Origin of the sequence: Enterobacter sp. BIDMC 26 (assembly GCF_000534435.1) — a bacterium.
In the GTDB taxonomy this organism is placed as follows: Bacteria; Pseudomonadota; Gammaproteobacteria; order Enterobacterales; family Enterobacteriaceae; genus Enterobacter; species Enterobacter ludwigii.
In genome coordinates this window covers 1293140-1316564 of the sequence record NZ_KI973182.1, presented here as the reverse complement: position 1 = coordinate 1316564, position 23425 = coordinate 1293140, and the positions used below count along the sequence as shown (strand labels likewise).

Here is a 23425-nt window from a genome sequence, read left to right as displayed (position 1 = left end):
AACGCAAAGGCGAATAATGACTAAAACTGGCAGTTGATTGTTATTTGTGTGGCTTTTAAAATTTAATTGCAAGGTATTTATTAAATTTTAATTAGGGACATAAAAATGACAAGAAATACGCTTTTACTGACGATGATGGCCGCCTTTTCAGGCATAGTATACGCAGGGGAAACGCAATTTACGCCGAATTTCTCACCTGACAGCGTCACCGTTTCAGCCTCGGGCGGGATGCTCAGCGGGAAATCCCATGAAATGGTGTATGACGACGTCACAGGCAGAAAAATCAGCCAACTGGACTGGAAAATTAAAAACGTCGCCATCCTGAAAGGCGATATTTCCTGGGATGCGTACCCTTTCCTGACCCTGAACGCACGCGGCTGGACCTCGCTGGCATCCGGCTCGGGTCATATGGATGACTATGACTGGATGAACGAAAGACAATCCAGCTGGACAGATCATTCGACGCATCCGGCAACTAACGTCAATTATGCCAATGAATACGATCTCAATGTAAAAGGCTGGATATTGCAGGGCGAAAGCTATAAAGCGGGCGTGACTGCCGGTTATCAGGAAACCCGTTTTAGCTGGACGGCCACCGGTGGCTCTTATAATTATGATAACGGTACCAACACGGGGAATTTCCCGGCGGGCGAACGCGGCATTGGTTATAGCCAGCGCTTCTCAATGCCTTATATTGGGCTTGTGGGGCAGTATCGTATTAATAATTTCGAATTTAATGGCCTGTTTAAATTCAGTGACTGGGTGCGCGCTCATGATAACGACGAGCACTATATGCGCGACCTGACCTTCCGCGAGAAAACCTCAGACTCTCGCTATTATGGTGCGTCAGTGGATGCAGGATATTACGTCACGCCACACGCCAAAGTCTTTGCCGAGTTCGCGTATAGCCGTTACAAAGAGGGCAAAGGCGGCACGCAGATTATTGATACTAACACGGGCGAATCCGGGTCAATTGGCGGTGATGCGGCGGGCATTTCCAACAAAAACTATACCGTTACCGCCGGTCTGCAATACCGGTTCTGATTTCGCGCAACGCATCAGGCCAGCGTAAACATGCACAGGCCCCTGACGGGGCCTTTTTCGATGCGCTGCTTTGACATCAGCAGGTGCGCGCCCCTTCATGACGCCGATTTTGGTCGCAGATCCTCGTCAAACTCCAGACGTTTTCGACCGGGCTCCACTTCGCGCAGGGGTTCGACCTGATGCAGGGTCAGCTTGCAGCGATCCACCAGCACCTGATACTCACGCGTGCCCTGCTTCTTCCAGGCAATTTCCTGCTCGCTCAGCACACGTATCGCTTTTGCCGGACTTCCAATGATCAAATGGTTGGCGGGCATCTCCGCTTTCGCTTTCACAAAGGCCGCCGCGCCGACAATGCTGTTTTCGCCAATTACCGCGCCGTCCATGATCACCGCGTTCATCCCTACCAGAGCGTTACGGCGGATAATACAGCCGTGCAGAATCGCGCTGTGGCCGATATGTCCGTCCTCTTCCACCACCGTGTCCTGCTCCGGGAAACCGTGCATGACGCAGTTATCCTGAATGTTCGCACCGTCTTTCACCACAATCCGGCCAAAATCGCCGCGCAGGCTGGCATTCGGGCCAACATACACGCCTTTGCCCAGGATCACGTCGCCGATGAGCACCGCCGTCGGGTGAACGTAGCTCTCATCAGGCACCACCGGCGTCAGACCGTCAATTTGATAAACGGGCATCTCCACTCCTTATACGATAGTAAGACCACCAAAGCGTTGATAGTAGAGCGTGCCGGGCACAGGCAGTTCGCCGACGGAGGTTTCACCTTTCTCACTGACAAACGCCAGCGCCCCCGGTGCCACACGCTGATAAATATTAATGCACAGCTGTCGCGCACTTTGTCCGGCCCAGTGTGCGGGCAATAACTCCTCCGGCAACAACGGGTCTTTCAGCACCACGCGACGGTAAAAATGGATCAGCAACAGCTGGATCTGGAAGCAGCGTTCCGGCGTTAATTCGTCCGGCGCGGCCTCTTTCAGCAGCGGCAGAAGAGGACGGAACGAGTGGATAAACGTCTCGTACATCGCGTTCTGTTCGGTCAACTGCCAGCACTCCTCGACCCGGGCACGCAGCGCCGCGCGGGACAGCGCCAGCGGCGAATGGGCCTCGAAGAAGATGACGTTTTCCGCCACGCCTGCGTCGTGTAAAAGCGACTGCACATCCGCCAGATGCTGCGACGGGGAGGCCATCAGGCTGGGAGCCAGGGTGCCAAAACCCTGCCAGATCAGCTGCTTCTTGACGTCAGCAAGGGTGGTTTTATCCAGACCTTCCGAGAGCAGCAACAGCCACTTGCCGTCCCATGCCGGGAGTTCAGCACGGTAGATTTTACTCTCCGCGCGGCGGGTCAAACGCAGCCCTTTGTCGCTCAGCCGGTAAAAGCTGCGTCGTCCGATGCGCGACACATCCAGCCAGCCCTCTTTGTTAAGACGAAACAGCGCAGTGCGCACAAAGCGCTCGCCAAACCCCATGCCTTCCAGTAAGGCGGCGAGGCTGCCAAGCCAAATCTCGCCACCGCGATGTGAAAGCGCGTCACCGTATAATGAGGAGATAAGCGACGTTCCGCTAACGGGAACCGAGCTAACCGCGTGCTGGATAAAGGCATCGAGTTTATTCATATGATTCATTCTGTTGTTATTTTTGGTCTGGATGAATCATAGCATATTCCCCTCACCCCGGCCCTCTCCCAAAGTGAGAGGGGGATAACGTCCCTTCCCCCCTCCGGGGAGAAGGTTAGGATGAGGGGGTGAGGGAAACTCAACCGTTAGCCGCAACTTTACGCAAATCAAACACCCGACAGGCTTTGCCCTCTGAGCGCGGGATACTGCCGCAGTTGACAATCATCACGTCGGTGGAGATCCCGACCATCGATTTAATCCGATGGCGCAGCTGGTGGCACACCTGGCAGCGCTGCTCGTGGGTCAGCGTTAAGCTGCTCTCTTTCAGCTCCACCTTCACGGAAAGTGAATCAAGATGGCCGCGGCGGTTGACCTCCAGCTGGTAGTGCGGGGAGAGGTGTTCGAACTTCACGATCTCCTCTTCCAGCTGGGACGGGAAGACGTTGACGCCGCGGATGATGAGCATATCGTCACTGCGACCGCTGATCCTGTCCATACGGCGCATGGTGCGGGCGGTCCCAGGAAGCAGGCGCGTCAGGTCGCGGGTGCGATAACGAATCACCGGCAGCGCCTCCTTGGTCAGCGTGGTGAACAGCAGTTCGCCCTGCTCGCCATCATTAAGCGGCGTGCCGTCATTCGGGTTGACGATCTCCGGATAGAAATGATCTTCCCAGATGGTCGGACCGTCGGCGGTTTCGATACACTCCATCGCCACGCCTGGCCCCATGACCTCGGAAAGCCCATAGATATCCAGCGCGGTGATCCCCAGACGTTTCTCGATTTCGCGGCGCATGGCCTGCGTCCACGGCTCTGCGCCAAACACCCCCACACGCAGGGAGCAGGCGCTGGCATCGCCTCCCATCTGGCGCTCCAGCTCTTCGATCAGATTAAGGCAGTAGGATGGCGTCACCATGATCATATCCGGCTGGAAATCGCGGATCAGCTGCGCCTGTTTCTCCGTCTGGCCGCCGGACATCGGGATAACGGTCGCCCCTAAACGCTCTGCGCCATAGTGCGCGCCCAGCCCACCGGTAAACAGGCCATACCCATAGGCCACATGAATTTTGTCTTTCGCACTGCCGCCCGCGGCGCGCAGAGAACGGGCCACCAGGTTGGCCCAGTTGTCGATGTCATGTTGGGTATAACCGACGACGGTTGGCTTTCCGGTGGTGCCGGAAGAGGCGTGAATACGCACCACCTGCTCCATCGGTACGGCAAAGGTATCGAACGGATAGTTATCACGCAGGTCCTGCTTGGTGGTGCACGGGAACTTACGGATGTCTTCCAGCGTTTTAAAATCGTCAGGGTGAACGCCCGCGGCGTCAAACTTGCGTTTGTACATCGGAACGTTGTTATAGGCGTGATGCAGCGTCCATTTCAGACGCTCGGTTTGCAGCGCCTGTAATTCGTCAATGGAGGCCGTTTCGATCGGATCAAGCTTTGTTGTATTTGTCATTGTAGGGTACTCACACTGTTATTCGCTCAAACACGCTCAAGGATCATGGCAATGCCCTGACCCACACCGATGCACATCGTACACAGCGCATAGCGCCCGTTGCGTCGATGCAATTCATTGCTCGCGGCCAGCGCCAGTCTGGCACCGCTCATGCCCAGCGGGTGGCCCAACGCAATGGCCCCTCCGTTCGGGTTGACGTGTTCAGCGTCATCCGGCAATCCCAGCTGACGTAACACGCCCAGCGCCTGAGAAGCGAAAGCTTCGTTAAGCTCAATCACGTCCATATCGTTGATGCTGAGCCCGGCACGTTCCAGCACTTTGCGGGTGGCTGGCACCGGTCCTAAGCCCATCAGACGTGGCTCCACGCCAGCGGTAGCCATCGCCACGATCCGCGTGCGCGGGACAAGCCCTTGCGCGTGCGCCATCGACTCGCTGGCGATAATCAACGCCGCAGCGCCATCGTTTACACCGGAGGCGTTACCCGCCGTCACGACACCGTTCTTGCGAAACGGTGTTTTCAGCGCGGCAAGTTGTTCAAGCGTGGTATCAGCACGGGGATGCTCATCTACCGAAACTTCCGTAACCGTTCCTTTTTTGCCGGTCACCTGCACCGGCACAATCTCCTGCGCCAGAATGCCGTTCTGCTGCGCCTGAGCAGTACGCTGCTGGCTGCGCAGCGCGAACGCATCCTGATCGGCCCGGCTGATATTTAACAATTCAGCTACATTCTCTGCCGTTTCCGGCATGCTGTCAGTTCCGAATTGCTGATGCATGAGCGGATTCACAAATCGCCAGCCGAGGGTGGTGTCGAAAATCTCCGCCTGACGCTGGAACGCCGCCGTGGCTTTACCCATTACAAACGGCGCTCGGGACATTGACTCGACGCCGCCTGCAAGCAGCATGTCGCCATCACCCGCCCTGATCGCCCGCGCGGCAAAGCCAATCGCGTCCAGACCCGAACCGCACAGGCGGTTCAGCGTGGTGCCCGAGACCGTCTGAGGCAGTCCGGCCAGCAGCAGCGACATACGCGCCACGTTGCGGTTATCTTCCCCCGCCTGGTTGGCGCAGCCGAAGATCACATCATCAATCCGCTCGAGGTCGAGCTGCGGATAACGGGCCAGCAGCGCACGCAGCGGCACCGCGCCGAGATCGTCGGCGCGAACGCTGGCCAGCGCCCCGCCATAGCGCCCCACCGGGGTTCGAACGCCATCACAAATAAAAGCGTCACGCATCAGGCTTCTCCTGTCACACTGCCGCCGATGCGGTGAGATTTTCCGCGAAACAGGGCAACGGTTTTCTGTTGTTGGTTCTGAATTTCAATGTCATACACGCCGGTCAGTTTGCCCTGATGCTTAACCCGCGCGGTGGCGGTCAGCGTGTCGCCGGCAAACCCCGGGCGCAGAAAATCGATTGAACAGCCTGACGCCACTGCCGCCAGCCCCTGGCTGTTGCAGGCGTAGGCAAAGGCGGTATCGGCCAGTGAAAACAGCTGCCCTCCGTGGCAGGTTTTGTGGCCGTTGAGCATCTGCGGGGTGATGGTCATCGTTACTACCGCGTAGCCATCGTCCATGTCGATGATGTCGATCCCCAGCGCCTGGGCGCAGGCGTCCTGTTCATACATGGTACGGGCGTTATGCCAGGCGTTATGACTCATAGCTACTCTCCAGAAGCGCACGCTGGCGCAGCAGTGAACAAGGGCGATAGCGTTCTTCGCCGTAATGGCGTTGCAAATTTTCCAGCAGCGTTAACAGCCGTTGCCAGCCCAGACGCTCACCCCAGGCAATGGGCCCGTTCGGGTAATTCACGCCGAGGCGCATGGCGGTGTCGATATCCTTCTCGCTGGCCACCCCTTTTTGCAGCGCATCCAGCGCTTCGTTGGCGATCATCGCCACCGTCCGCCAGACCAGCAGGCCGGGGTAATCGGCAATGTGCAGTACCCGGTGTCCCTGCTGCTGCAGGTACCAGACGGCTTTTTGCGTGGCGGTATGCGGGTTATCCGATGCGGCTGCGATCACCGCCACGTCGCGTTCAATGCGGTCAATCACCACGACCGGACAGTGAAAACGCCGGGCCAGCGCCTGAGCGGTCTCCCCCTGGGTTTCAATCAACAGGAGCTCATCAATTTCCGTGACACCGTCACCTCTTCGCTGCACACGCATGGGGGTAAAGCTGTCGTTTACTGCGTCAAGCCACGGCACAGACGGTTTCTCACCGTGCCAGTCGTAAACGCCCTTCCCGCTTTTTTTGCCCAGCCGCCCCGCCAGCACCAGTTCCTGCTGCACCAGCGACGGCAGGAAACGACGTTCCTGCCAGAAGGCATTGAATACGGAACAGGTCACCGCAAAGTTGACGTCCTGACCAATCATGTCGGTCAGCTCCAGCGGTCCCATCGGGAAACCGCCGCCGTCGCGCAGGGCGGTATCAATCACTTCTGGCGAGGCGACCTGCTCTTCCAGGGCGCGCCAGGCTTCAGAATAGAACGGACGCGCAACGCGGTTGACGATAAACCCTGGCGTTGACTGACAGCGAACGGGCTGTTTCCCCCAGTTCAGCGCCAGCTCGCACAGCGCATCGGCCACTTCGGGCGATGTCGCCAGCCCGCTCACCACCTCGACCAGCTTCATGACCGGTGCAGGATTAAAGAAATGCAGCCCCGCGACGCGCTCCGGATGGTGAACATCCGCCGCAATCGCCGTAACAGAAATGGAGGAGGTATTGCTGGTCAGCAAGGTCTGCGGCGGGCAAATCTGAGCCAGTTGCGCAAACAGCGCTTTTTTGACGTCGATACGCTCAGACGCGGCTTCAATCACCAGATCTGCCGCGGCGAGCGCTTCGATATCCGTTACCGGCAGCAGCCTGGCAAGAATCTGGCTGCCAGCATCGGCGGAAAGTTTTCCGCGAGTCACCCGGGAGGCGAGACGCTGGCGGATCCCGTCAATCGCGCGTGAAATCGCGTCCGAAGCAATGTCATACATCAGAACCTGATGCCCATGACTCGCCGCGACTTCCGCAATTCCCGCGCCCATCGTGCCGCTTCCAATGACGGCGACAGTACGAACCGTGATCGCCATCTTATTTCCCCGTGAATGTCGGTGCGCGTTTGGCAAGGAAGGCGCTGACCCCTTCCCGGTAGTCGTCGCTGCGACCGGCCAGACGTTGATAATCGCGCTCCAGGTCAAGCTGGGCGTCGAGGGTGTTGGTCTCTGCCGCGTTAATCGCCTGCTTAATCAGCCCCAGACCAAAGGTGGGCTGAGAAGCAAAGTGCAGCGCCATCTGCTGGGCCGTGGCGGAGAGGTGTTCGTCATCCACCACCTTCCAGATCATCCCCCAGGCGTGTGCCTGTTCGGCGCTGAGTTTGTCTCCGAGTAACGCCAGCCCCATTGCGCGGGCGCGCCCGGCGACGCGCGGCAGGAACCATGTTCCCCCGCAGTCCGGCACTAATCCGAGCTTGCTGAAGGCCATCACAAAGGTGGCAGAACGGGCGGCAATGACCATGTCACACCCCAGTGCCAGGGTGGCCCCGGCCCCGGCGGCCACGCCGTTGACCGCGCAAATCACCGGTTTCGGCAACGTCGCAAGACGGCGAACCAGCGGGTTGTAGAACGTCTCCACGGACATTCCCAGATCCGGTGCCGGGCCGTTAGGGTCGACGTTGCGGTCATTAAGATCCTGACCCGCGCAGAAGCCGCGCCCCGCCCCGGTAATAAGCAGACAGCGGATGGTGTCATCGCGCTCGGCCTGCTTCAGGCACTCAGCGAGTTGCTGATGCATCACGTCGTTAAAGCTGTTCAGACGCTCCGGACGGTTCAGCGTCAGGGTCATCACGCCTTGTTCTACATGACTGAGAATAAATTCCACGATTAGCGTCCTTTAAAGTCGGGGGTACGTTTCTGTAAGAATGCGTCGATGCCTTCTCGCCGGTCTTCGGTCGCTGAAAGCAGCGTAAACAGCTGTCGCTCCTGGACCAGTCCGGCCTGCAGGGAAACCTCCTGAGACTGGCGCAGCGCCTGCTTCGCCGCCTGGAGCGCCAGCGGTGAGTGTCGTGCCATCAGCGCCGCCTGTTTCAGGGCATATTCCAGCGTCAATGAAGCCGGGAACACATCGCTGACCAGCCCGGCGCGCTGCGCCTGCTGCGCGGTAATGCTCTCCCCGGTCAGCACCATTTTGCTGGCCAGCGATTTGCCCACGCTACGAATCAGGCGCTGCGTACCGCCCGCCCCGGGCATGATGCCGAGCGTAATTTCCGGCAGACCAAAACGGGCGTTATCCCCGGCAATCACCACGTCGCACAGCAGCGCAAGCTCGCAGCCCGCGCCCAGCGCGAAGCCGTTGACGGCGGCAATCAGGGGTTTGTTGAAGGCGGTGATCCGGGCCCACAGCTGGGGACGGATATCGTTCAGGGTGGCAGGCAGGTCTTTCTCCGCCATTTCGTTGAGATCTGCGCCGGCAGCAAAGCAGCGTGCGTTGCCGTAAATCACGCAAACGGAGAGATCGCGATCGGCCGCAGCGGCGTCGAGCGCGTCAGCAATCTGCTCTAACAGGGCGTTATTCAGCGCGTTGCGTGCCGCCGGACGGTTAAGCGTCAGCTGCAGGACACGACCATGACGGGTGACCATCAGTTCGCTCATGCCATCCCCCTGGAGTCAAAATCGACGATCACGTCAGCGGTTAACGGCAGCGACTGACAGCTCAGCACATACCCGGCCGCCAGTTCGTCCGGCTCAAGGCTGTAGTTCGTCGCCATATCAACTTTGCCACGCAGCACTTTGCATTTGCAGGTCGCGCATACGCCGCCCTTGCAGGCATACGGCAGGTCGGCGCCCTGACGCAGGGCGGCATCAAGAATGCTTTCATCGTTTGCCGTGAGGGTAATTTCCCGGTCGTGACCGTCCTGACGCACGGTGACTTTCTGCCCTTCAGCCTGCACGCTGACCGTGCGTTTGCCGGTCGAGCCTGGCGTATTAAAACGCTCAAGGTGAATCGATTTCTCTGGCATCCCCAGCGCTTTCAGCGCCGCTTCCGCGTCGTCCATCATGGCGGACGGGCCACAAATAAAGGCTTCGTCGTACTGGCGGAAGTTGATCAGGGTTTTCGCCAGCGCCTGCAGCTTCTCACCGTCGATACGTCCATGCAGCAGATCGCTGTCGAGCACCTCCTGGCTGAAGATGGCGACCAGCTGCAGACGCTGCGGGTATTTGTCTTTCAGATCGGCAAGCGCCTCGCGAAACATCATGCTCTGGCTGCTGCGGTTGCCGTAGATCAAGGTGAAATGACTGTTCGGCTCGGTGGCGAGCGTGGCGGACAAGATGGCCAGCATTGGGGTAATGCCTGAACCCGCGGCAATGGCCAGATAATGCCCTTCCCGGTCAGCGCGCGGCTGGTAACCAAACTGGCCCTGCGGCACCATGACCTCCAGCGCCATGCCCTGTTTGATCTCATCCCGGGCATAGCGGGAAAAACGTCCGCCCTCGATGGCTTTCACCGCTACGCTGATCTCACCCGGCGCGGTACTGCGGCAGATGGAGTAGCAGCGACGCAGCTCATCCTCACCCAGCTTCGCTTTCAGGGTCAGGTGTTGTCCGGGACGGAAGCGATAGGCGTCCTGCAACGCCTGGGGTACCGCGAAAGTGATGGTCACCGCGTCGCGGGTTTCGGGTTCCACTTTTGCCACTGTTAATGAATGAAACGTTGTCATGGCAACCTCAAATACATTTGAAATAGTCGAAAGGCTCACGGCAGTCGTTGCAGCGATAAAGCGCTTTGCAGGCCGTCGAACCAAATTCACTGATAAGCGAGGTATGTGTGCTGGCACAGCGTGGGCAACTCACCTCGGCCGGAGCATGCGCGTGGCAGCTGTGGCCCACCGGTGGGCTGATGCCATATGCGCGCAGGCGTTCGCGCGCATCCGCTGTCATCCAGTCGGTGGTCCAGGCCGGTTCGAGCTGCAGCACAATATGCACTGGCGTAAAGCCGTGCGCGGTCATCGCCTCGCGAATCGCGCCAAGCAAATGTTCCGTCGCCGGGCAGCCTGAATAGGTTGGCGTAAAGCCAATAACCCAGCCTCCGCCCTGCGCCGATACGCTACGCACCATGCCTAAATCGGTGATGGTTAACACCGGCACTTCCGGGTCCGGGATCTGGCTTAACAGCGACCAGATTTGAGGGATCTCCGCGGGTGCAATCCCGGCAAAACGCTGCATCTTCACCTCCGTACTTACCACTGCTGACCCGGATGGGCGCGCTGGAGATACTGCATTTCTGCCAGCATTGGGCCGAGATGTTCGGTATGCAGCCCGCGCTTGCCCCCCGTGCGATACGCCACTTCCGACGGCACGCTCAGGGTGGCCTCCTGCAAACCGGAAAACACTTCCTGCTCCCACGGCTGACGAAGCTCGCGCGGATCAACCGCGACGCCGGAGGCAATCAACGCCAGCTCGACGTCATCGGCTTCAAACAGCTCGGCCGTAAACCGCCACAGGGTGTCGACCGCCTGCTGCATACGCTGTGAAGATGTTTCCGTGCCGTCACCCAGACGCACCAGCCAGCCACGACTGAAGCGCAGGTGGTAGCGCGCCTCTTTAATGGCTTTCGCGGCGATGGCGGCAAGCTGGCTGTCGCTGCTGTGGGTCAGGCGTTCATACAGCGCTACGTTCCAGGCATCCATAAAGTACTGGCGCGCAAGCGTGTCGGCGAAACTGCCGTTAGGCTGTTCCACCAGCAACACGTTGTGAAACTGGCGTTCATCACGCCCAAACGCCAGGGTGTCTTCATCGCCCTGACCTTCCAGCTCTGCGGCATAGGTCAGGAAATTGCGCGCCTGCCCCAGCAAGTCGAGACCGATGTTGGCGATCGCGAGATCGATTTCCAGCTCCGGCGCGTGACCACACCAGGCGCCCAGACGCTGGGAGAGCACCAGACCGTTGTCGCCCAGACGCAGGGCATATGCGGATAATGTTTTCATCCCTGACCTCACATGTGCTCGATGCCATCAGGGATGGTGTAAAACGTAGGATGGCGGTAAACCTTACTTTCCGCCGGGTCGAAGAACTCGCCGCTCTCTTCCGGCTGAGAGGCGACAATCTCGCTCGCCTTCACCACCCAGATAGAGCAGCCTTCACTGCGACGGGTATAGGCATCACGCGCATTTTCCAGCGCCATGCGATCGTCGGCGGCATGAAGACTTCCCACATGACGGTGGGACAACCCTTGTTTGCTGCGTACGAACACTTCGTACAGCGGCCAGTAGACATTGCTCATCGTGTTTCCTCTTAAGCCACTTTGCAGGCGTGTTGTTTTTCCGCGTGCGCCAGTGCGGCTTCACGCACCCACGCCCCGTCTTCCCAGGCTTTACGTTTGGCAACCAGACGTTCGTGGTTACAGATACCGCGCCCGTTAATGACCTCATCAAACTCGTGCCAGTCGATCTCGCCAAAGCGGTAGTGACCGCTCTCTTCGTCAAAACACAGGTCAGGATCCGGAACCGTCATGCCCAGCATTTCTACCTGCGGAACCGTGTTGTCGACAAAGCGCTGGCGAAGTTCGTCATTGCCGAAGCGTTTGATTTTCCAGGCGAGGCTGCGAGCGCTGTTCGGCGAGTTGTCATCGTTTGGGCCGAACATCATCAGAGCGGGCCACCAGAAGCGGTTAATGGCGTCCTGCAGCATCTGGCGCTGGGCGTCACTCCCCTGCGCAAGCGCCATACAGGCTTCAAAGCCCTGACGCTGGTGGAAACTCTCTTCTTTACAGATTTTCACCATCGCGCGGGCATAGGGGCCATATGAGGTACGGCACAGCGCCACCTGGTTGACGATCGCCGCACCGTCCACCAGCCAGCCGATCACCCCGATATCCGCCCAGCTCAGGGTCGGGTAGTTGAAGATGGAGGAGTATTTCATCTTGCCGTCGAGCATCTTCTGGTAGATGTCTTCCCGCGCGCAGCCCAGCGTCTCGGCCGCGCTGTAGAGGTACAAACCGTGCCCGGCTTCGTCCTGCACTTTCGCCAGCAGGATCGCTTTGCGGCGCAGCGTCGGCGCGCGGGTGATCCAGTTTCCTTCCGGCAACATGCCGACAATTTCGGAGTGCGCGTGCTGACCAATCTGGCGGATCAACGTCTTACGATAGGCATCAGGCATCCAGTCCTGAGGCTCAATCGCCGTCTCCTGCGCTATGCGCTGCTCAAAGCGTTGTTCTTGCGTCACGTCATCACCTTTATGATTCGATTATTTACCACCTAAAGTGAAATACTGAATCACTTCATTTCTTAAAAGTTACACAAAGGTTAAATATAACCCCAAGAAATGTTTCCCCATTTTGTGATGGTGCTCGCAAGGCTTTTTGCATAAGGCCTGCACAACAGGGCTTCCGGCCTTCCACTTCATTACGCTGGATCACAATGTTAACAATTCATTAAAACTCAGCTTGCTTTTTATGATTCATGATTAAACTATTGATAGTGAAATTACGTAACACTTGGAGATAAGCGATGCAGCAGTTAGCCAGCTTCTTGTCCGGTGCCTGGCAGTCTGGCCGGGGCCGCGAACGTACTATCCATCACGCCATCAGTGGCGAAGCGCTGTGGTCCGTGACCAGCGAAGGGCTGGACATGGCGGATGCACGTCGCTATGCGATCGCGCGTGGCGGCGAAGCCCTGCGCGCCATGACCTTTATCGACCGTGCCGCCATGCTGAAGGCGGTGGCGAAACATCTGCTTAGTGAGAAAGAGACGTTCTATGCCCTGTCTGCCCAAACCGGGGCGACCCGAGCGGACAGCTGGGTGGATATTGAGGGTGGGATCGGGACGCTGTTCACCTATGCCAGCCTGGGGAGCCGCGAGCTGCCTGATGACACACTCTGGCCGGAAGATGAGCTGATCCCGTTGTCGAAGGAAGGCGGCTTTGCTGCGCGTCACGTACTGACGTCAAAATCGGGCGTGGCGGTCCATATCAACGCCTTTAATTTCCCGTGCTGGGGAATGCTGGAAAAACTGGCGCCCACCTGGCTTGCGGGGATGCCTGCCATTATCAAACCCGCCACCGCCACCGCGCAGGTCGCGCAGGCGATGGTGAAAGCGATTGTGGAGAGCGGTCTGGTGCCGGAAGGCGCTATCAGCCTTGTCTGCGGCGGCGCGGGCGATCTGCTGAATCATCTCGACAGCCAGGATGTGGTGACCTTTACCGGCTCCGCCAGCACCGGCCAGAGCCTGCGCATTCACCCGAATATCGTGGCGAATTCCATTCCATTTACCATGGAAGCCGACTCCCTCAACTGCTGCGTTCTGGGGGAGGATGTGACGCCGGAACAGCCAGAATTCGCGCTGTTTATTCGCGAAGTGGTACGCGAAATGACCGCCAAGGCAGGGCAAAAATGTACCGCCATCCGCCGTATAATTGTGCCTCAGGATCGGATGGATGCCGTCAGCCAGGCGCTGATCGCGCGGCTGCAAAACGTGGTCGTCGGCGACCCGGCAGAGGACGGGGTGAAGATGGGCGCGCTGGTGAACGGCGAGCAACGCGCGGACGTGCAGGAGAAAGTCGATCTGTTGATTGCGGCGGGTTGCCAGGTCAGACTCGGCGGAAAAGCCGATCTGCAGGCTGCGGGGGCATTCTTCCCGCCGACGCTGCTTTTCTGCCCACAGCCAGATGAAACCCCCGCCGTGCATTGCACCGAAGCCTTCGGGCCGGTCGCCACGCTGATGCCCTCCCGCAATTCAGACCACGCGATGCAGCTGGCACGGGCGGGTGGCGGGAGTCTGGCCGGTACGCTGGTCACCGCCGACCCGGCTATCGCCCGCCAGTTTATTGCCGGCGCGGCGCGGGCGCACGGACGAATTCAGATCCTTAACGCCGAATCCGCCAGGGAGTCCACCGGACACGGCTCTCCGCTGCCGCAGCTGGTGCACGGCGGTCCTGGCCGCGCAGGTGGCGGTGAAGAGCTGGGAGGACTGCGTGCGGTGAAGCACTATCTGCAGCGCACCGCCATTCAGGGCAGCCCGACCATGCTTGCCACCATCGGCAAACAGTGGGTACGGGGTGCTGCGGTTCAGGAAGATCGCGTTCATCCGTTCCGGAAATACTTTGAAGAACTGCAGCCGGGCGACAGCCTGCTGACCCCGCGCCGCACCCTGACGGAAGCCGATATCGTTAACTTTGCCTGCCTGAGCGGCGATCACTTCTACGCCCATATGGACAAAATCGGCGCGGCAGAATCCATCTTTGGCGAACGGGTGGTGCACGGTTACTTCCTGATCTCTGCCGCGGCGGGTCTGTTTGTTGATGCCGGCGTTGGGCCGGTGATTGCCAACTACGGCATGGAAAACCTGCGCTTTATCGAACCGGTTAAGCCGGGCGATACCATTCAGGTGCGCCTCACCTGTAAACGTAAAACGCTCAAGAAACAACGGACCGCCGATGAGAAGCCGACCGGCGTGGTCGAATGGGCCGTTGAGATCTTTAACCAGCACCAGCAGGCGGTCGCGCTCTACTCCATCCTGACGCTGGTGGCGCGCCAGCACGGCGACTTCTGACACCTTCCTCTCTCGCACGTTGACCGGGGTGTGATATTGCCCCGGTCTTTTTTTAACCTGGCAAGACCAACAAATAACCTGGCAGATGCAGGCAAACGCTTTTCTCGGGCGCCTGTCAGGATAAGGCTGTCACAACACAATAAACACAACAAGATGAGGTCTACGATGGGAAGCAATTCTTCTTTTTCTGCCCGTAGAACGGCACTGGCTATGGCCGTTGCGCTGTGTTGCGCCTGGCAATCACCTGTTTTCGCACACGGCAGTGAGGCGCATATGGTCCCGATGGACAAAACGCTGCAGGCGTTTGGCGCCGATGTGCAGTGGGATGATTACGCACAGATGTTCACCCTTGCGAAGGACGGGGCATATGTGAAGGTCAAGCCCGGCGCGAAAACCGCTATTGTGAACGGCAAAACCCTCACGCTGCAGGTGCCGGTGGTCATGAAAGGCAAAAAAGCGTTCATCTCCGAGACCTTCATCAACGACGTTTTCCAGTCGGGTCTCGACCAGACCTTCCAGGTTGAAAAACGCCCTCACCCGCTAAACGCGCTAACGGCTGACGAAATTAAGCAAGCCGTGGAGATTGTGAAAGGCTCTGCGGATTTTAAACCGAACACCCGCTTCACCCAGATAGCCCTGGCCGAACCCGAGAAAGCCAAAGTGTGGGACTTTGTGCTCAACGGCACGGCGGTGGACTCTCCCCGCCAGGCGAACATCACCATGCTGGACGGGAAACACGTTATTGAAAGTCTGGTGGACCTGAAGGATAACAAGATCCTACGCTGGGACGCCATTAAAGATGCCCACGGCATGGTGCTGCTGGATGATTTTGCGACCGTTCAGCAGATCATCAACGAGAGTGCAGAGTTTGCCGAGGTTCTGAAAAAGCGCGGCATTACCGATACGAAGAAAGTGATCACCACGCCACTGACCGTCGGCTATTTCGACGGCAAAGATGGCCTGAAACAGGAAGACCGGCTGCTGAAAGTGGTGAGCTATCTGGACGTGGGCGACGGCAACTACTGGGCGCACCCGATTGAGAACCTGGTGGCAGTGGTCGACCTTGAGCAGAAGAAGATCCAGAAGATTGAAGAAGGTGCCGTTGTGCCGGTGCCGATGACGCCGCGTCCGTATGATGGACGTGATCGCATTAACACGCCGAAAAAACCGCTTAACATCATTGAGCCGGAAGGCAAAAACTACACCATCACCGGCGATATGATTCACTGGCAGAACTGGGATTTCCATCTGAGTCTGGATTCCCGCGTGGGCCCAATGATTTCTACCGTCACCTACAATGACAACGGCAAAAAACGCCAGATTATGTATCAGGGCTCCCTGGGCGGGATGATCGTCCCTTACGGTGACCCTGACGTGGGCTGGTACTTTAAAGCCTATCTGGATTCCGGCGATTACGGCATGGGCACCCTGACCTCTCCGCTGGTGCGCGGCAAAGACGTGCCGTCCAACGCCGTGATGCTCAATGAAACCATTGCCGATTATACCGGTGCGCCGATGGAGATCCCCCGCGCCATCGCCATTTTTGAACGCTACGCAGGACCGGAATATAAACACCAGGAGATGGGTCAGCCTAACGTCAGTACCGAGCGGCGCGAGCTGGTGGTTCGCTGGGTGAGCACCGTTGGCAACTACGACTACATTTTCGACTGGGTATTCCACGAAAATGGCACCATCGGGATTGATGCCGGTGCAACGGGGATTGAGGCGGTGAAAGGCGTACAGGCGAAAACGATGCATGACCCTACTGCCAAAGACGATACCCGATACGGCACATTAATTGATCACAACATCGTCGGGACCACCCACCAGCACATCTATAACTTCCGTCTCGATATGGATGTGGATGGCATCAACAACACGCTGGTGGCAATGGATCCACAAGTGAAACCGAACACCGCTGGCGGCCCGCGAACCAGCACCATGCAGATCAATCAGTACGCTATTGATACCGAGCAGCAGGCGGCGCAGAAATTTGACCCGGGCACCATTCGTCTGCTGAGCAACACCAGTAAAGAGAACCGCATGGGGAACCCAATTTCGTATCAGATAATCCCTTACGCCGGGGGGACGCACCCGGTGGCGACCGGCGCGAAGTTCGCCCCGGACGAGTGGATCTATCACCGCCTGAGCTTTATGGATAAACAGCTGTGGGTCACGCGTTACCATCCGGATGAGATGTACCCGGAGGGCAAATTCCCAAACCGCTCAACCCACGATACGGGGCTTGGCAAATACAGCAAAGATAACGAGTCGCTAAACGATCAGGATGACGTCGTCTGGATGACCACCGGCACAACCCACGTCGCGCGCGCCGAAGAGTGGCCAATCATGCCAACGGAATGGGTGCATACCCTGCTCAAACCGTGGAACTTCTTCGACGAAACGCCGACACTCGGCAGGAAAAAAGACGCGCAGAAATAAAAACAGACCGGGCGTAATGCCCGGTTTTTTATTCGTTTATTTGCTGAATATCTCATCCTGATTATAGTTATTTTACTCCACACATTCCGATAGCATCTTTTGAAACATTTTCAGCCAGGACGCGAAGTTTTCACAAACGACGTAGTACTTTCTCTGAGAGGTTTTAAATGAAATTGAATCTGATTGTCAGAAGTTTCGTGCTGGCTGGAATGATCATGTCCAACAGTCCCTCTTATGCGGCGGAAGCACCAAAGGACGCGTCTGCCGCAACACAACAAGCCAACAATGCCCTTTTTAACCAGCTTCCTTTCTCCGATAACACTGATTTTACCAATGCCCATAAAGGATTTATCGCTCCACTTCCTCAGGACGTTATCAAAGGCGAACAAGGCAATGTCATCTGGGATCCCCAACAGTATTCATTTATTAAAGAAGGTGATAAATCGCCGGATTCGGTAAACCCCAGTTTATGGCGTCAATCCCAGCTGATTAATATCAGCGGTCTGTTTGAAGTTACCGAAGGGGTATATCAGATCCGCAATCTCGATCTGTCAAATATGACCATCATCGAAGGCAAAGAAGGGATTACCGTCGTCGATCCGCTGGTCTCAGCAGAAACCGCCAAAGTCGGCATGGATCTTTATTACAAAAATCGCGGCCAAAAACCGGTCGTGGCGGTGATTTATACCCACAGTCATGTTGACCACTATGGCGGTGTGCGGGGTGTGGTTGATGAAGCCGACGTGAAGGCTGGCAAGGTAAAAGTTTATGCCCCTTCCGGATTTATGGAGGCGGCGGTTGCGGAAAATATCATGGCGGGCAACGTTATGAGTCGTCGCGCTAGTTATATGTATGGCAACCTGCTGAAGCCTGATGCAAAAGGACAAGTGGGTGCGGGTCTGGGGACGACCACGTCCGCCGGTACCGTCACCCTTATCGCACCGACTAACATCATTGAAAAAGACGGACAAAAAGAGGTCATTGACGGGCTGACCTACGATTTTATGCTGGCCCCCGGCTCTGAAGCACCTTCAGAGATGCTCTGGTTTATCGAAGAGAAAAAAATCATTGAATCCGCAGAGGATGTGACCCATACGCTGCATAACACCTACTCGCTGCGCGGCGCAAAAATTCGTGAACCGCTGCCCTGGTCAAAATATATTAACCAGGCGATTGTGCGCTGGGGCGATAAAGCCGACATCATCATGGCACAGCATCACTGGCCAACCTGGGGCAATGATAATGTCGTCGCACTGCTGAAGAGCCAGCGCGACCTCTACCGTTACATCAACGACCAGACGTTACGCATGGCGAATGAAGGCCTGACGCGTGATGAGATCGCCGCTAATTTCAAACTCCCGGATTCCCTCGCCCATACCTGGGCTAATCGCGGTTACTACGGTTCTGTCAGCCATGACGTTAAAGCCACCTATGTGCTCTATCTGGGCTGGTTCGACGGTAATCCCGCCACGCTGGATGAACTGCCTCCTGAAGAGGCTGCGAAGAAATTTGTTGAGTATATGGGCGGCGCGGAGGCCATTCTGAACAAAGCGAAAACTGACTTTGATCAGGGCAACTATCGCTGGGTGGCGCAGGTCGTGAGTAAAGTGGTGTTTGCCGACCCAAACAATCAGGCCGCGCGTAATCTCGAAGCAGATGCGCTGGAACAGCTGGGTTATCAGGCGGAATCCGGCCCGTGGCGTAACTTCTACCTGACCGGCGCGCAAGAGCTGCGTAACGGCGTAGTGAAAGGCCCGACCCCGAACACCGCCAGCCCGGATACCGTGCGGGCGATGACGCCAGAGATGTTCTTCGACTACCTTGCCGTTCATATCAATGGCCAAAAAGCCGGCGATGCCAAATCGGTGTTTAACATCGATCTGGGCAGCGATGGCGGCAAATACAAACTTGAACTGGAAAACGGCGTGCTGAACCACACGGCAAATGCCGAAGCGAAAGACGCTGACGCTACGCTTACCCTGAACCGTGATACCCTGAATAAAATTATCCTGAAAGAAGTCACGCTGAAACAGGCGCAGGACAGTGGCGATATCAAGATCAGCGGCGACAGTGCCAAACTGGACGCTATGCTTGGCTATATGGATAAGTTCGATTTCTGGTTTAATATTGTGACACCGTAACGGTGCAAAACAGACGGGCGGTCCTTCCGCCCGTTCCTGCTTCACTTGCTCCCAGGAAAGGGTAAAGAGCATTTATGGAAAAAAGAAAAAAAACGACGCCAGAGCGGGCTGCCTGGCCGACGCGTCAGGCGATGGTCATGCACGGGCTGGCGATGAACCTGCCGTGGCTGGCATTCGTCAACATCAGCTTCGCCGTGATGATCCTGCTGCGCCACGTCTCGCTTAAGCCCGACGACCCCCTCTACCTCCGGTCGCTGCCTCTGCTGAAGTTTATCGATGCCTCGATGTTCGGCATTATTATTCTGTCAGCTGCGTTAATCATCATGGCCTGGCGACGTATTGCCGGCATCAGCGTGGTGCTCTTTTTCTGTAGCGTCATCTGGTCGATATCCTGTTTCTGGTTTATCACCGATCTGTTGCTGCCTCACGTCTGGCCCCTGTGCGCGATTCTGTTACTCGCCGGGTTGACGGCGCTCTACTTTTACCCCCGTGGGTTACTCGCCTTCGTGATCCCGCTCTGGGTCACGCTACCGGTCGCAAGCTGGGTACTCAATGATGGTGTCAACCTTCACTTTGCCGCCGTCTGGACCGTCTTTACGCTGATTTTGCTCTGCGGGCGTTTCATCCTGATAAGCTGGTTTGATGAGGCCTGGCGACGTAACCAGCAAAACCAGCTGTTGATTTCGCGGCTGGAAGCGCTGGCGCATCAGGATCCGTTAACCCAGACCGCCAACCGTCGCAAGATGGAAGTGGTGCTGGAGAATGCCGTTGAGCAGAAAAAAGCCTTCTCGCTGATTATGCTGGATATAGATTATTTCAAACTTTACAACGACACCTATGGTCACCAGGCCGGTGACGAATGCTTGACCCGCGTGGCGCAGGTGCTCCGGCAGTCGGTGCGAACACCTGACGATGTCGTTTCTCGCTACGGCGGTGAAGAGTTTGTGGTGATCCTCTTTGATTGCCCGGAAAACACAGTCGAAAAAGTTGCCATGCGTATTCAGGACGGCCTGCGCGCGGAGGCAATAGCGCACGATGCCTCAAAAATCAGCGATCGCGTCACCGTAAGCATGGGCATTGCAGGAATGGCAGAGGGTCTGGCGGGGACGGAGATTATCGCCCGCGCCGATGAGGCGCTGTACCGGGCGAAAGCGGCCGGACGGGACCGCTGGTCACGATAGCCGTGTCGGGTGGCCGTTGCGCCAGCCCGACACGCTTTGTTTTAATACCGTACACATACCGATTTGGTTTCACACCAGCCATCCAGCCAGTCCGGGCCGAAATCGCGCCCGGTGCCGGACTGCTTCATGCCACCAAACGGCAGGTTGGCGTCGATCAGCGTATGGCTGTTCACCCAGACGGTTCCCGCCTGCAGCCGGTCGGTGTATTCCAGCGCCTTGCTGATATTTTGCGTCCAGACGCTGGCCGTCAGCCCATATTCGGTGTCGTTGGCCAGCGCCAGCGCTTCTTCGCCATCCGCGACGCGCACCAGGTTGACCACCGGGCCGAACACTTCTTCGCGGGTGAGTCGCAGCGCGGCATCCGGGTTCACCACCAGCGTCGGCGACACGTAATAACCTTTGCCATCCGGCCCCCGGTTACCGGTGATCAACTCCGCATTGCGCGATTTTGCCTCGTCGAGGAAGGTCTGCACTTTATCGCAGTGCGCGCGCGAGACCAGCGGGTTGATGAACGCCTCCGGCGACATGCCCGGCCCGACGCTGAGGGATTTCACTGCCTGCTCAAACCCGCTGACCAGCGAGTCAAACAGCGGCGCTTCAATATAGATACGGGAGCTCGCCGCACAAACCTGCCCCTGATTCAGGAAGCTGCCGGTCATCAGACCTTCAATTACCCAGGCCGGGTCAGCATCTTTCAGCACGATAGCCGGGTTTTTACCCCCCAGCTCCAGCGTCACCCCCGTGAGCGTATCCGCCGCCGCGCGGGCAATTTGCTTGCCTGTCGCCGTTGAGCCAGTAAAGCTCACTTTGGCAATATGCGGATGTGAGGTCAGCGCGGCACCGCACACCGCACCGCTTCCCGTGACCACATTAAACACCCCGTCAGGGATGCCCGCTTCACTTGCCAGTTCCGCCACGCGCAGCATGGTGAGCGGCGTGGTTTCTGAAGGCTTAATGACAATGGAACACCCCGCCGCCAGCGCAGGCATGACTTTCCACATCCCGATCATCAGCGGGAAGTTCCACGGCACAATCCCGGCCACCACGCCAACCGGCTCTTTGCGCGTCCACGCCTGATAGCGGGCCCCCTGCGGTAAGGGGATGGAGAGGTCGAGGGTTTTACCGGCAATTTTCGTGGTAAGCCCTGCGGTATAGCGCATCCAGTTCAGGGTGCAGCCCACTTCAAAAGCGCGGGAGATATGAATGGATTTCCCCTGCTCCAGCGTCTCAAGCTGGGCCAGCTCTTCGCTGTGCTGTTCAACCAGATCGGCGAAATGCAGCAGGATACGCTCACGCTCCGCCGGTAATTTTCCGGCCCAGCTACGGGCAACAAACGCACGCCAGCCGGACATCACGGCACGGTCGACATCATCAACGCTGGCATCGGCGGTGGAGGCGATGACGTCGCCCGTTGCCGGATTATAGACATTGAGCCGCTTTTCACTGTCCGACGCAGCCTGACGCCCTTCAATCCACAGGCCATGATGTCGGTCTAAAAACTGCTGTACGGCAGGCTGAACGGCTACCTGAGATTCAGACATAGGGTACTCCTTCGTTTTTATTCGCAGGGTGTTAATGCAGTCTAAGAGGGGTTTTGGATTCTCGCTTTTGTCTCTGTGACATTCGCTTTGCCACCTGTGACAGGCTCCGCAAATCGTGATAATTCCGTCTTATAACGCTGTTACCGGTGAGTGTTCTTTCCTATAGTCAGCCTCATAGCTCTGACAAAATGCAACACAAATGCAACAATGCAAAAACATTGACGGTGCAGCGAGATAAGCGATGGCGTGTGCAAGCGAAGAGGAACAGTATCAACAGTGGCTGGCACAAATTAACCAGGTCTGCGGGCGTTTTAATGCGCGTCCGCTGGAGGGGGAATTCGTCGGCGAACTGGAAACCAGCTATGCCCGTAGCCTGAAGTTAAGCACCGTAACCGCAGGTGGCGTTAACCTGTTCCGCTCCCGCCATGAGATTAACGACAGTAACGATGCCTGGTTCTACACCGTATTTCAGCTGGAGGGCAGCGCGGAGATTGAACAGGACGACCGCCGCGCGGTGCTGAAGACCGGCGATATCACGCTGCTTGATGCTTCCCGCCCGTGCTCCATTGCCTGGCATGAAAAATCCCGCCAGATTTCGCTGCTGGTTCCGCGCCAGATTATTGAGCAACAGTGTCGTTTTCAGGAGGTAAGCTGCGCGCTCACCCTTTCGCGCACGCTGCCCACCGTTCAGTTAAGCCACCACCTGCTGATGGAAAGTATGGGGAATGCCGATCTGAGTGACCGGGAGAGTGAAGCGGCGCTGGAGGCGATGATCTGTCTGCTTCGCCCCGCGTTCCAGCAGCGCGACGTGGCTCAGCCACGTAAAGAACGCCTGTTCCGCAATGTGCTGTCATTGATTGACGATCATATTCAGTCTGAGTCACTGCGACCGGAATGGATTGCCGCACAGAGCGGGATGTCGGTGCGAAGCCTCTACCGCATGTTTGCTGATAAGGGGCTGGTGGTCGCCCAGTACATTAAAAACCGCCGTCTCGACCTGTGCGCACAAGTGTTGCGCTCCGCCAGCGATGATGAAAAGCTGGCGGGCATTGGCTACAGCTGGGGCTTTTCCGACCACAGCCATTTTTCAACCGCTTTTAAGCAACGTTTTGGCGTCTCGCCTGGCGAATATCGTAAGCGCTTTCGCTAACTACTTCTTCAGCCATTTCCCGTTGATGCCTTTCACGTACTCGCCCGGCTGGGCGCGGGCAACCAGCTTTTGCCCTGCCATTTTCGCCACTTCATCCACCGGCAGATTGTTGCTGTCAGCCAGCTTCTGATAGCTTTCCGTGCGCGCGGCGTTAATGCGATTGACCAGCGCCAGGGTTTCCGCATCCTGTTTGATTGGCGCAAGATAACCGCTCAGGGTTTCCCCCACGCGCCCCTGCGTCCGGGCGTCATTTAAGGTCAGCGTTGCCGCCTGCACGTTCATGCCGAGCGCCAGTAACATCAGAGCTAATCGTTTCATGG

At 57.5% G+C, this 23425-nt stretch carries 21 protein-coding genes; 6 read left to right on the top strand and 15 right to left on the bottom strand.

The genetic code is table 11. From position 1 onward, the window contains the following. Window positions 1–105: 105 nt before the first annotated feature. Window positions 106–1044, top strand: coding sequence for an omptin family outer membrane protease (locus L462_RS17030; protein WP_032678092.1), 939 nt, complete (start codon window positions 106–108; stop codon window positions 1042–1044). Between the two features lie 95 nt (window positions 1045–1139). Here the strand turns inward: L462_RS17030 and paaY are convergent, their stop codons facing one another. The 13 genes from paaY to paaA all read right to left on the bottom strand — a co-directional run bounded on the left by paaY (window position 1140) and on the right by paaA (window position 12326). Further along, window positions 1140–1736, bottom strand: a complete 597-nt coding sequence (paaY, locus tag L462_RS17035) for a phenylacetic acid degradation protein PaaY (RefSeq protein ID WP_032678091.1) — start codon at window positions 1734–1736, stop codon at window positions 1140–1142. Window positions 1737–1745: 9 nt separating this feature from the next. Next, on the bottom strand, window positions 1746–2681 hold the full coding sequence (gene paaX, locus L462_RS17040; RefSeq protein WP_014169935.1) for a phenylacetic acid degradation operon negative regulatory protein PaaX: 936 nt from the start codon (window positions 2679–2681) through the stop codon (window positions 1746–1748). Between the two features lie 130 nt (window positions 2682–2811). Beyond that, window positions 2812–4128, bottom strand: coding sequence for a phenylacetate--CoA ligase PaaK (gene paaK, locus L462_RS17045; protein WP_014169934.1), 1317 nt, complete (start codon window positions 4126–4128; stop codon window positions 2812–2814). A 26-nt stretch (window positions 4129–4154) separates the two neighbouring features. After that, entirely contained in the window at window positions 4155–5360 is a 1206-nt protein-coding gene (pcaF, locus tag L462_RS17050; RefSeq protein ID WP_032678090.1) for a 3-oxoadipyl-CoA thiolase, read from the bottom strand. Next, window positions 5360–5782 (bottom strand): hydroxyphenylacetyl-CoA thioesterase PaaI, encoded by a 423-nt coding sequence (paaI, locus tag L462_RS17055; protein ID WP_020884240.1) that lies wholly within the window; start codon window positions 5780–5782, stop codon window positions 5360–5362. The genes pcaF and paaI overlap by 1 nt, the downstream gene beginning before the upstream one ends. Further along, on the bottom strand, window positions 5772–7199 hold the full coding sequence (paaH, locus tag L462_RS17060; RefSeq protein ID WP_032678089.1) for a 3-hydroxyacyl-CoA dehydrogenase PaaH: 1428 nt from the start codon (window positions 7197–7199) through the stop codon (window positions 5772–5774). The genes paaI and paaH overlap by 11 nt, the downstream gene beginning before the upstream one ends. A gap of 1 nt (window position 7200) precedes the next feature. Further along, window positions 7201–7989 carry a 2-(1,2-epoxy-1,2-dihydrophenyl)acetyl-CoA isomerase PaaG gene (paaG, locus tag L462_RS17065; RefSeq protein ID WP_155964420.1) on the bottom strand — a complete coding sequence of 263 codons (789 nt, stop codon included), beginning with the start codon at window positions 7987–7989 and terminating at the stop codon, window positions 7201–7203. Then, window positions 7989–8756: a 2,3-dehydroadipyl-CoA hydratase PaaF gene (gene paaF / locus L462_RS17070; RefSeq protein ID WP_032678087.1), complete on the bottom strand. Its 768-nt coding sequence runs from the start codon at window positions 8754–8756 to the stop codon at window positions 7989–7991. The genes paaG and paaF overlap by 1 nt, the downstream gene beginning before the upstream one ends. Next, window positions 8753–9823, bottom strand: a complete 1071-nt coding sequence (paaE, locus tag L462_RS17075; protein WP_032678086.1) for a 1,2-phenylacetyl-CoA epoxidase subunit PaaE — start codon at window positions 9821–9823, stop codon at window positions 8753–8755. The genes paaF and paaE overlap by 4 nt, the downstream gene beginning before the upstream one ends. 7 nt (window positions 9824–9830) lie before the next feature. Beyond that, window positions 9831–10328 carry a 1,2-phenylacetyl-CoA epoxidase subunit PaaD gene (paaD, locus tag L462_RS17080; RefSeq protein WP_032678085.1) on the bottom strand — a complete coding sequence of 166 codons (498 nt, stop codon included), beginning with the start codon at window positions 10326–10328 and terminating at the stop codon, window positions 9831–9833. A gap of 14 nt (window positions 10329–10342) precedes the next feature. Beyond that, window positions 10343–11089 carry a 1,2-phenylacetyl-CoA epoxidase subunit PaaC gene (gene paaC, locus L462_RS17085; RefSeq protein ID WP_032678084.1) on the bottom strand — a complete coding sequence of 249 codons (747 nt, stop codon included), beginning with the start codon at window positions 11087–11089 and terminating at the stop codon, window positions 10343–10345. An 8-nt stretch (window positions 11090–11097) separates the two neighbouring features. Then, a complete protein-coding gene (gene paaB / locus L462_RS17090; protein WP_003857353.1) occupies window positions 11098–11385 on the bottom strand; it encodes a 1,2-phenylacetyl-CoA epoxidase subunit PaaB in 288 nt (95 codons plus the stop codon). An 11-nt stretch (window positions 11386–11396) separates the two neighbouring features. Beyond that, the gene (gene paaA / locus L462_RS17095; RefSeq protein WP_032678083.1) at window positions 11397–12326 is read right to left on the bottom strand and encodes a 1,2-phenylacetyl-CoA epoxidase subunit PaaA; all 930 of its coding nucleotides are present in this window, start codon (window positions 12324–12326) and stop codon (window positions 11397–11399) included. Window positions 12327–12610: 284 nt separating this feature from the next. Between paaA and paaZ the strand changes: the two genes are divergently transcribed. The 4 genes from paaZ to L462_RS17115 all read left to right on the top strand — a co-directional run bounded on the left by paaZ (window position 12611) and on the right by L462_RS17115 (window position 20414). Further along, window positions 12611–14650: a phenylacetic acid degradation bifunctional protein PaaZ gene (paaZ, locus tag L462_RS17100; RefSeq protein ID WP_032678082.1), complete on the top strand. Its 2040-nt coding sequence runs from the start codon at window positions 12611–12613 to the stop codon at window positions 14648–14650. 165 nt (window positions 14651–14815) lie between these two features. Continuing rightward, the gene (tynA, locus tag L462_RS17105) at window positions 14816–17092 is read left to right on the top strand and encodes a primary-amine oxidase (RefSeq protein WP_032678081.1); all 2277 of its coding nucleotides are present in this window, start codon (window positions 14816–14818) and stop codon (window positions 17090–17092) included. 167 nt (window positions 17093–17259) lie between these two features. Continuing rightward, window positions 17260–19233: an alkyl/aryl-sulfatase gene (locus tag L462_RS17110; RefSeq protein WP_032678080.1), complete on the top strand. Its 1974-nt coding sequence runs from the start codon at window positions 17260–17262 to the stop codon at window positions 19231–19233. A 74-nt stretch (window positions 19234–19307) separates the two neighbouring features. Then, window positions 19308–20414, top strand: coding sequence for a GGDEF domain-containing protein (locus L462_RS17115; RefSeq protein WP_032678079.1), 1107 nt, complete (start codon window positions 19308–19310; stop codon window positions 20412–20414). A 41-nt stretch (window positions 20415–20455) separates the two neighbouring features. On the opposite strand, the gene L462_RS17120 is transcribed toward L462_RS17115, so the two are convergent. Next, entirely contained in the window at window positions 20456–21955 is a 1500-nt protein-coding gene (locus tag L462_RS17120; RefSeq protein WP_032678078.1) for an aldehyde dehydrogenase family protein, read from the bottom strand. A gap of 241 nt (window positions 21956–22196) precedes the next feature. Here L462_RS17120 and feaR point away from each other — a divergent pair, with 241 nt between their 5' ends. Next, on the top strand, window positions 22197–23105 hold the full coding sequence (gene feaR / locus L462_RS17125; RefSeq protein WP_014169920.1) for a transcriptional regulator FeaR: 909 nt from the start codon (window positions 22197–22199) through the stop codon (window positions 23103–23105). Here feaR and L462_RS17130 read toward each other — a convergent pair whose 3' ends face one another. Next, complete coding sequence (locus L462_RS17130) at window positions 23106–23423, bottom strand: YdbL family probable chaperone protein (RefSeq protein ID WP_014169919.1); 318 nt, start codon at window positions 23421–23423, stop codon at window positions 23106–23108. Window positions 23424–23425 lie beyond the last annotated feature (2 nt).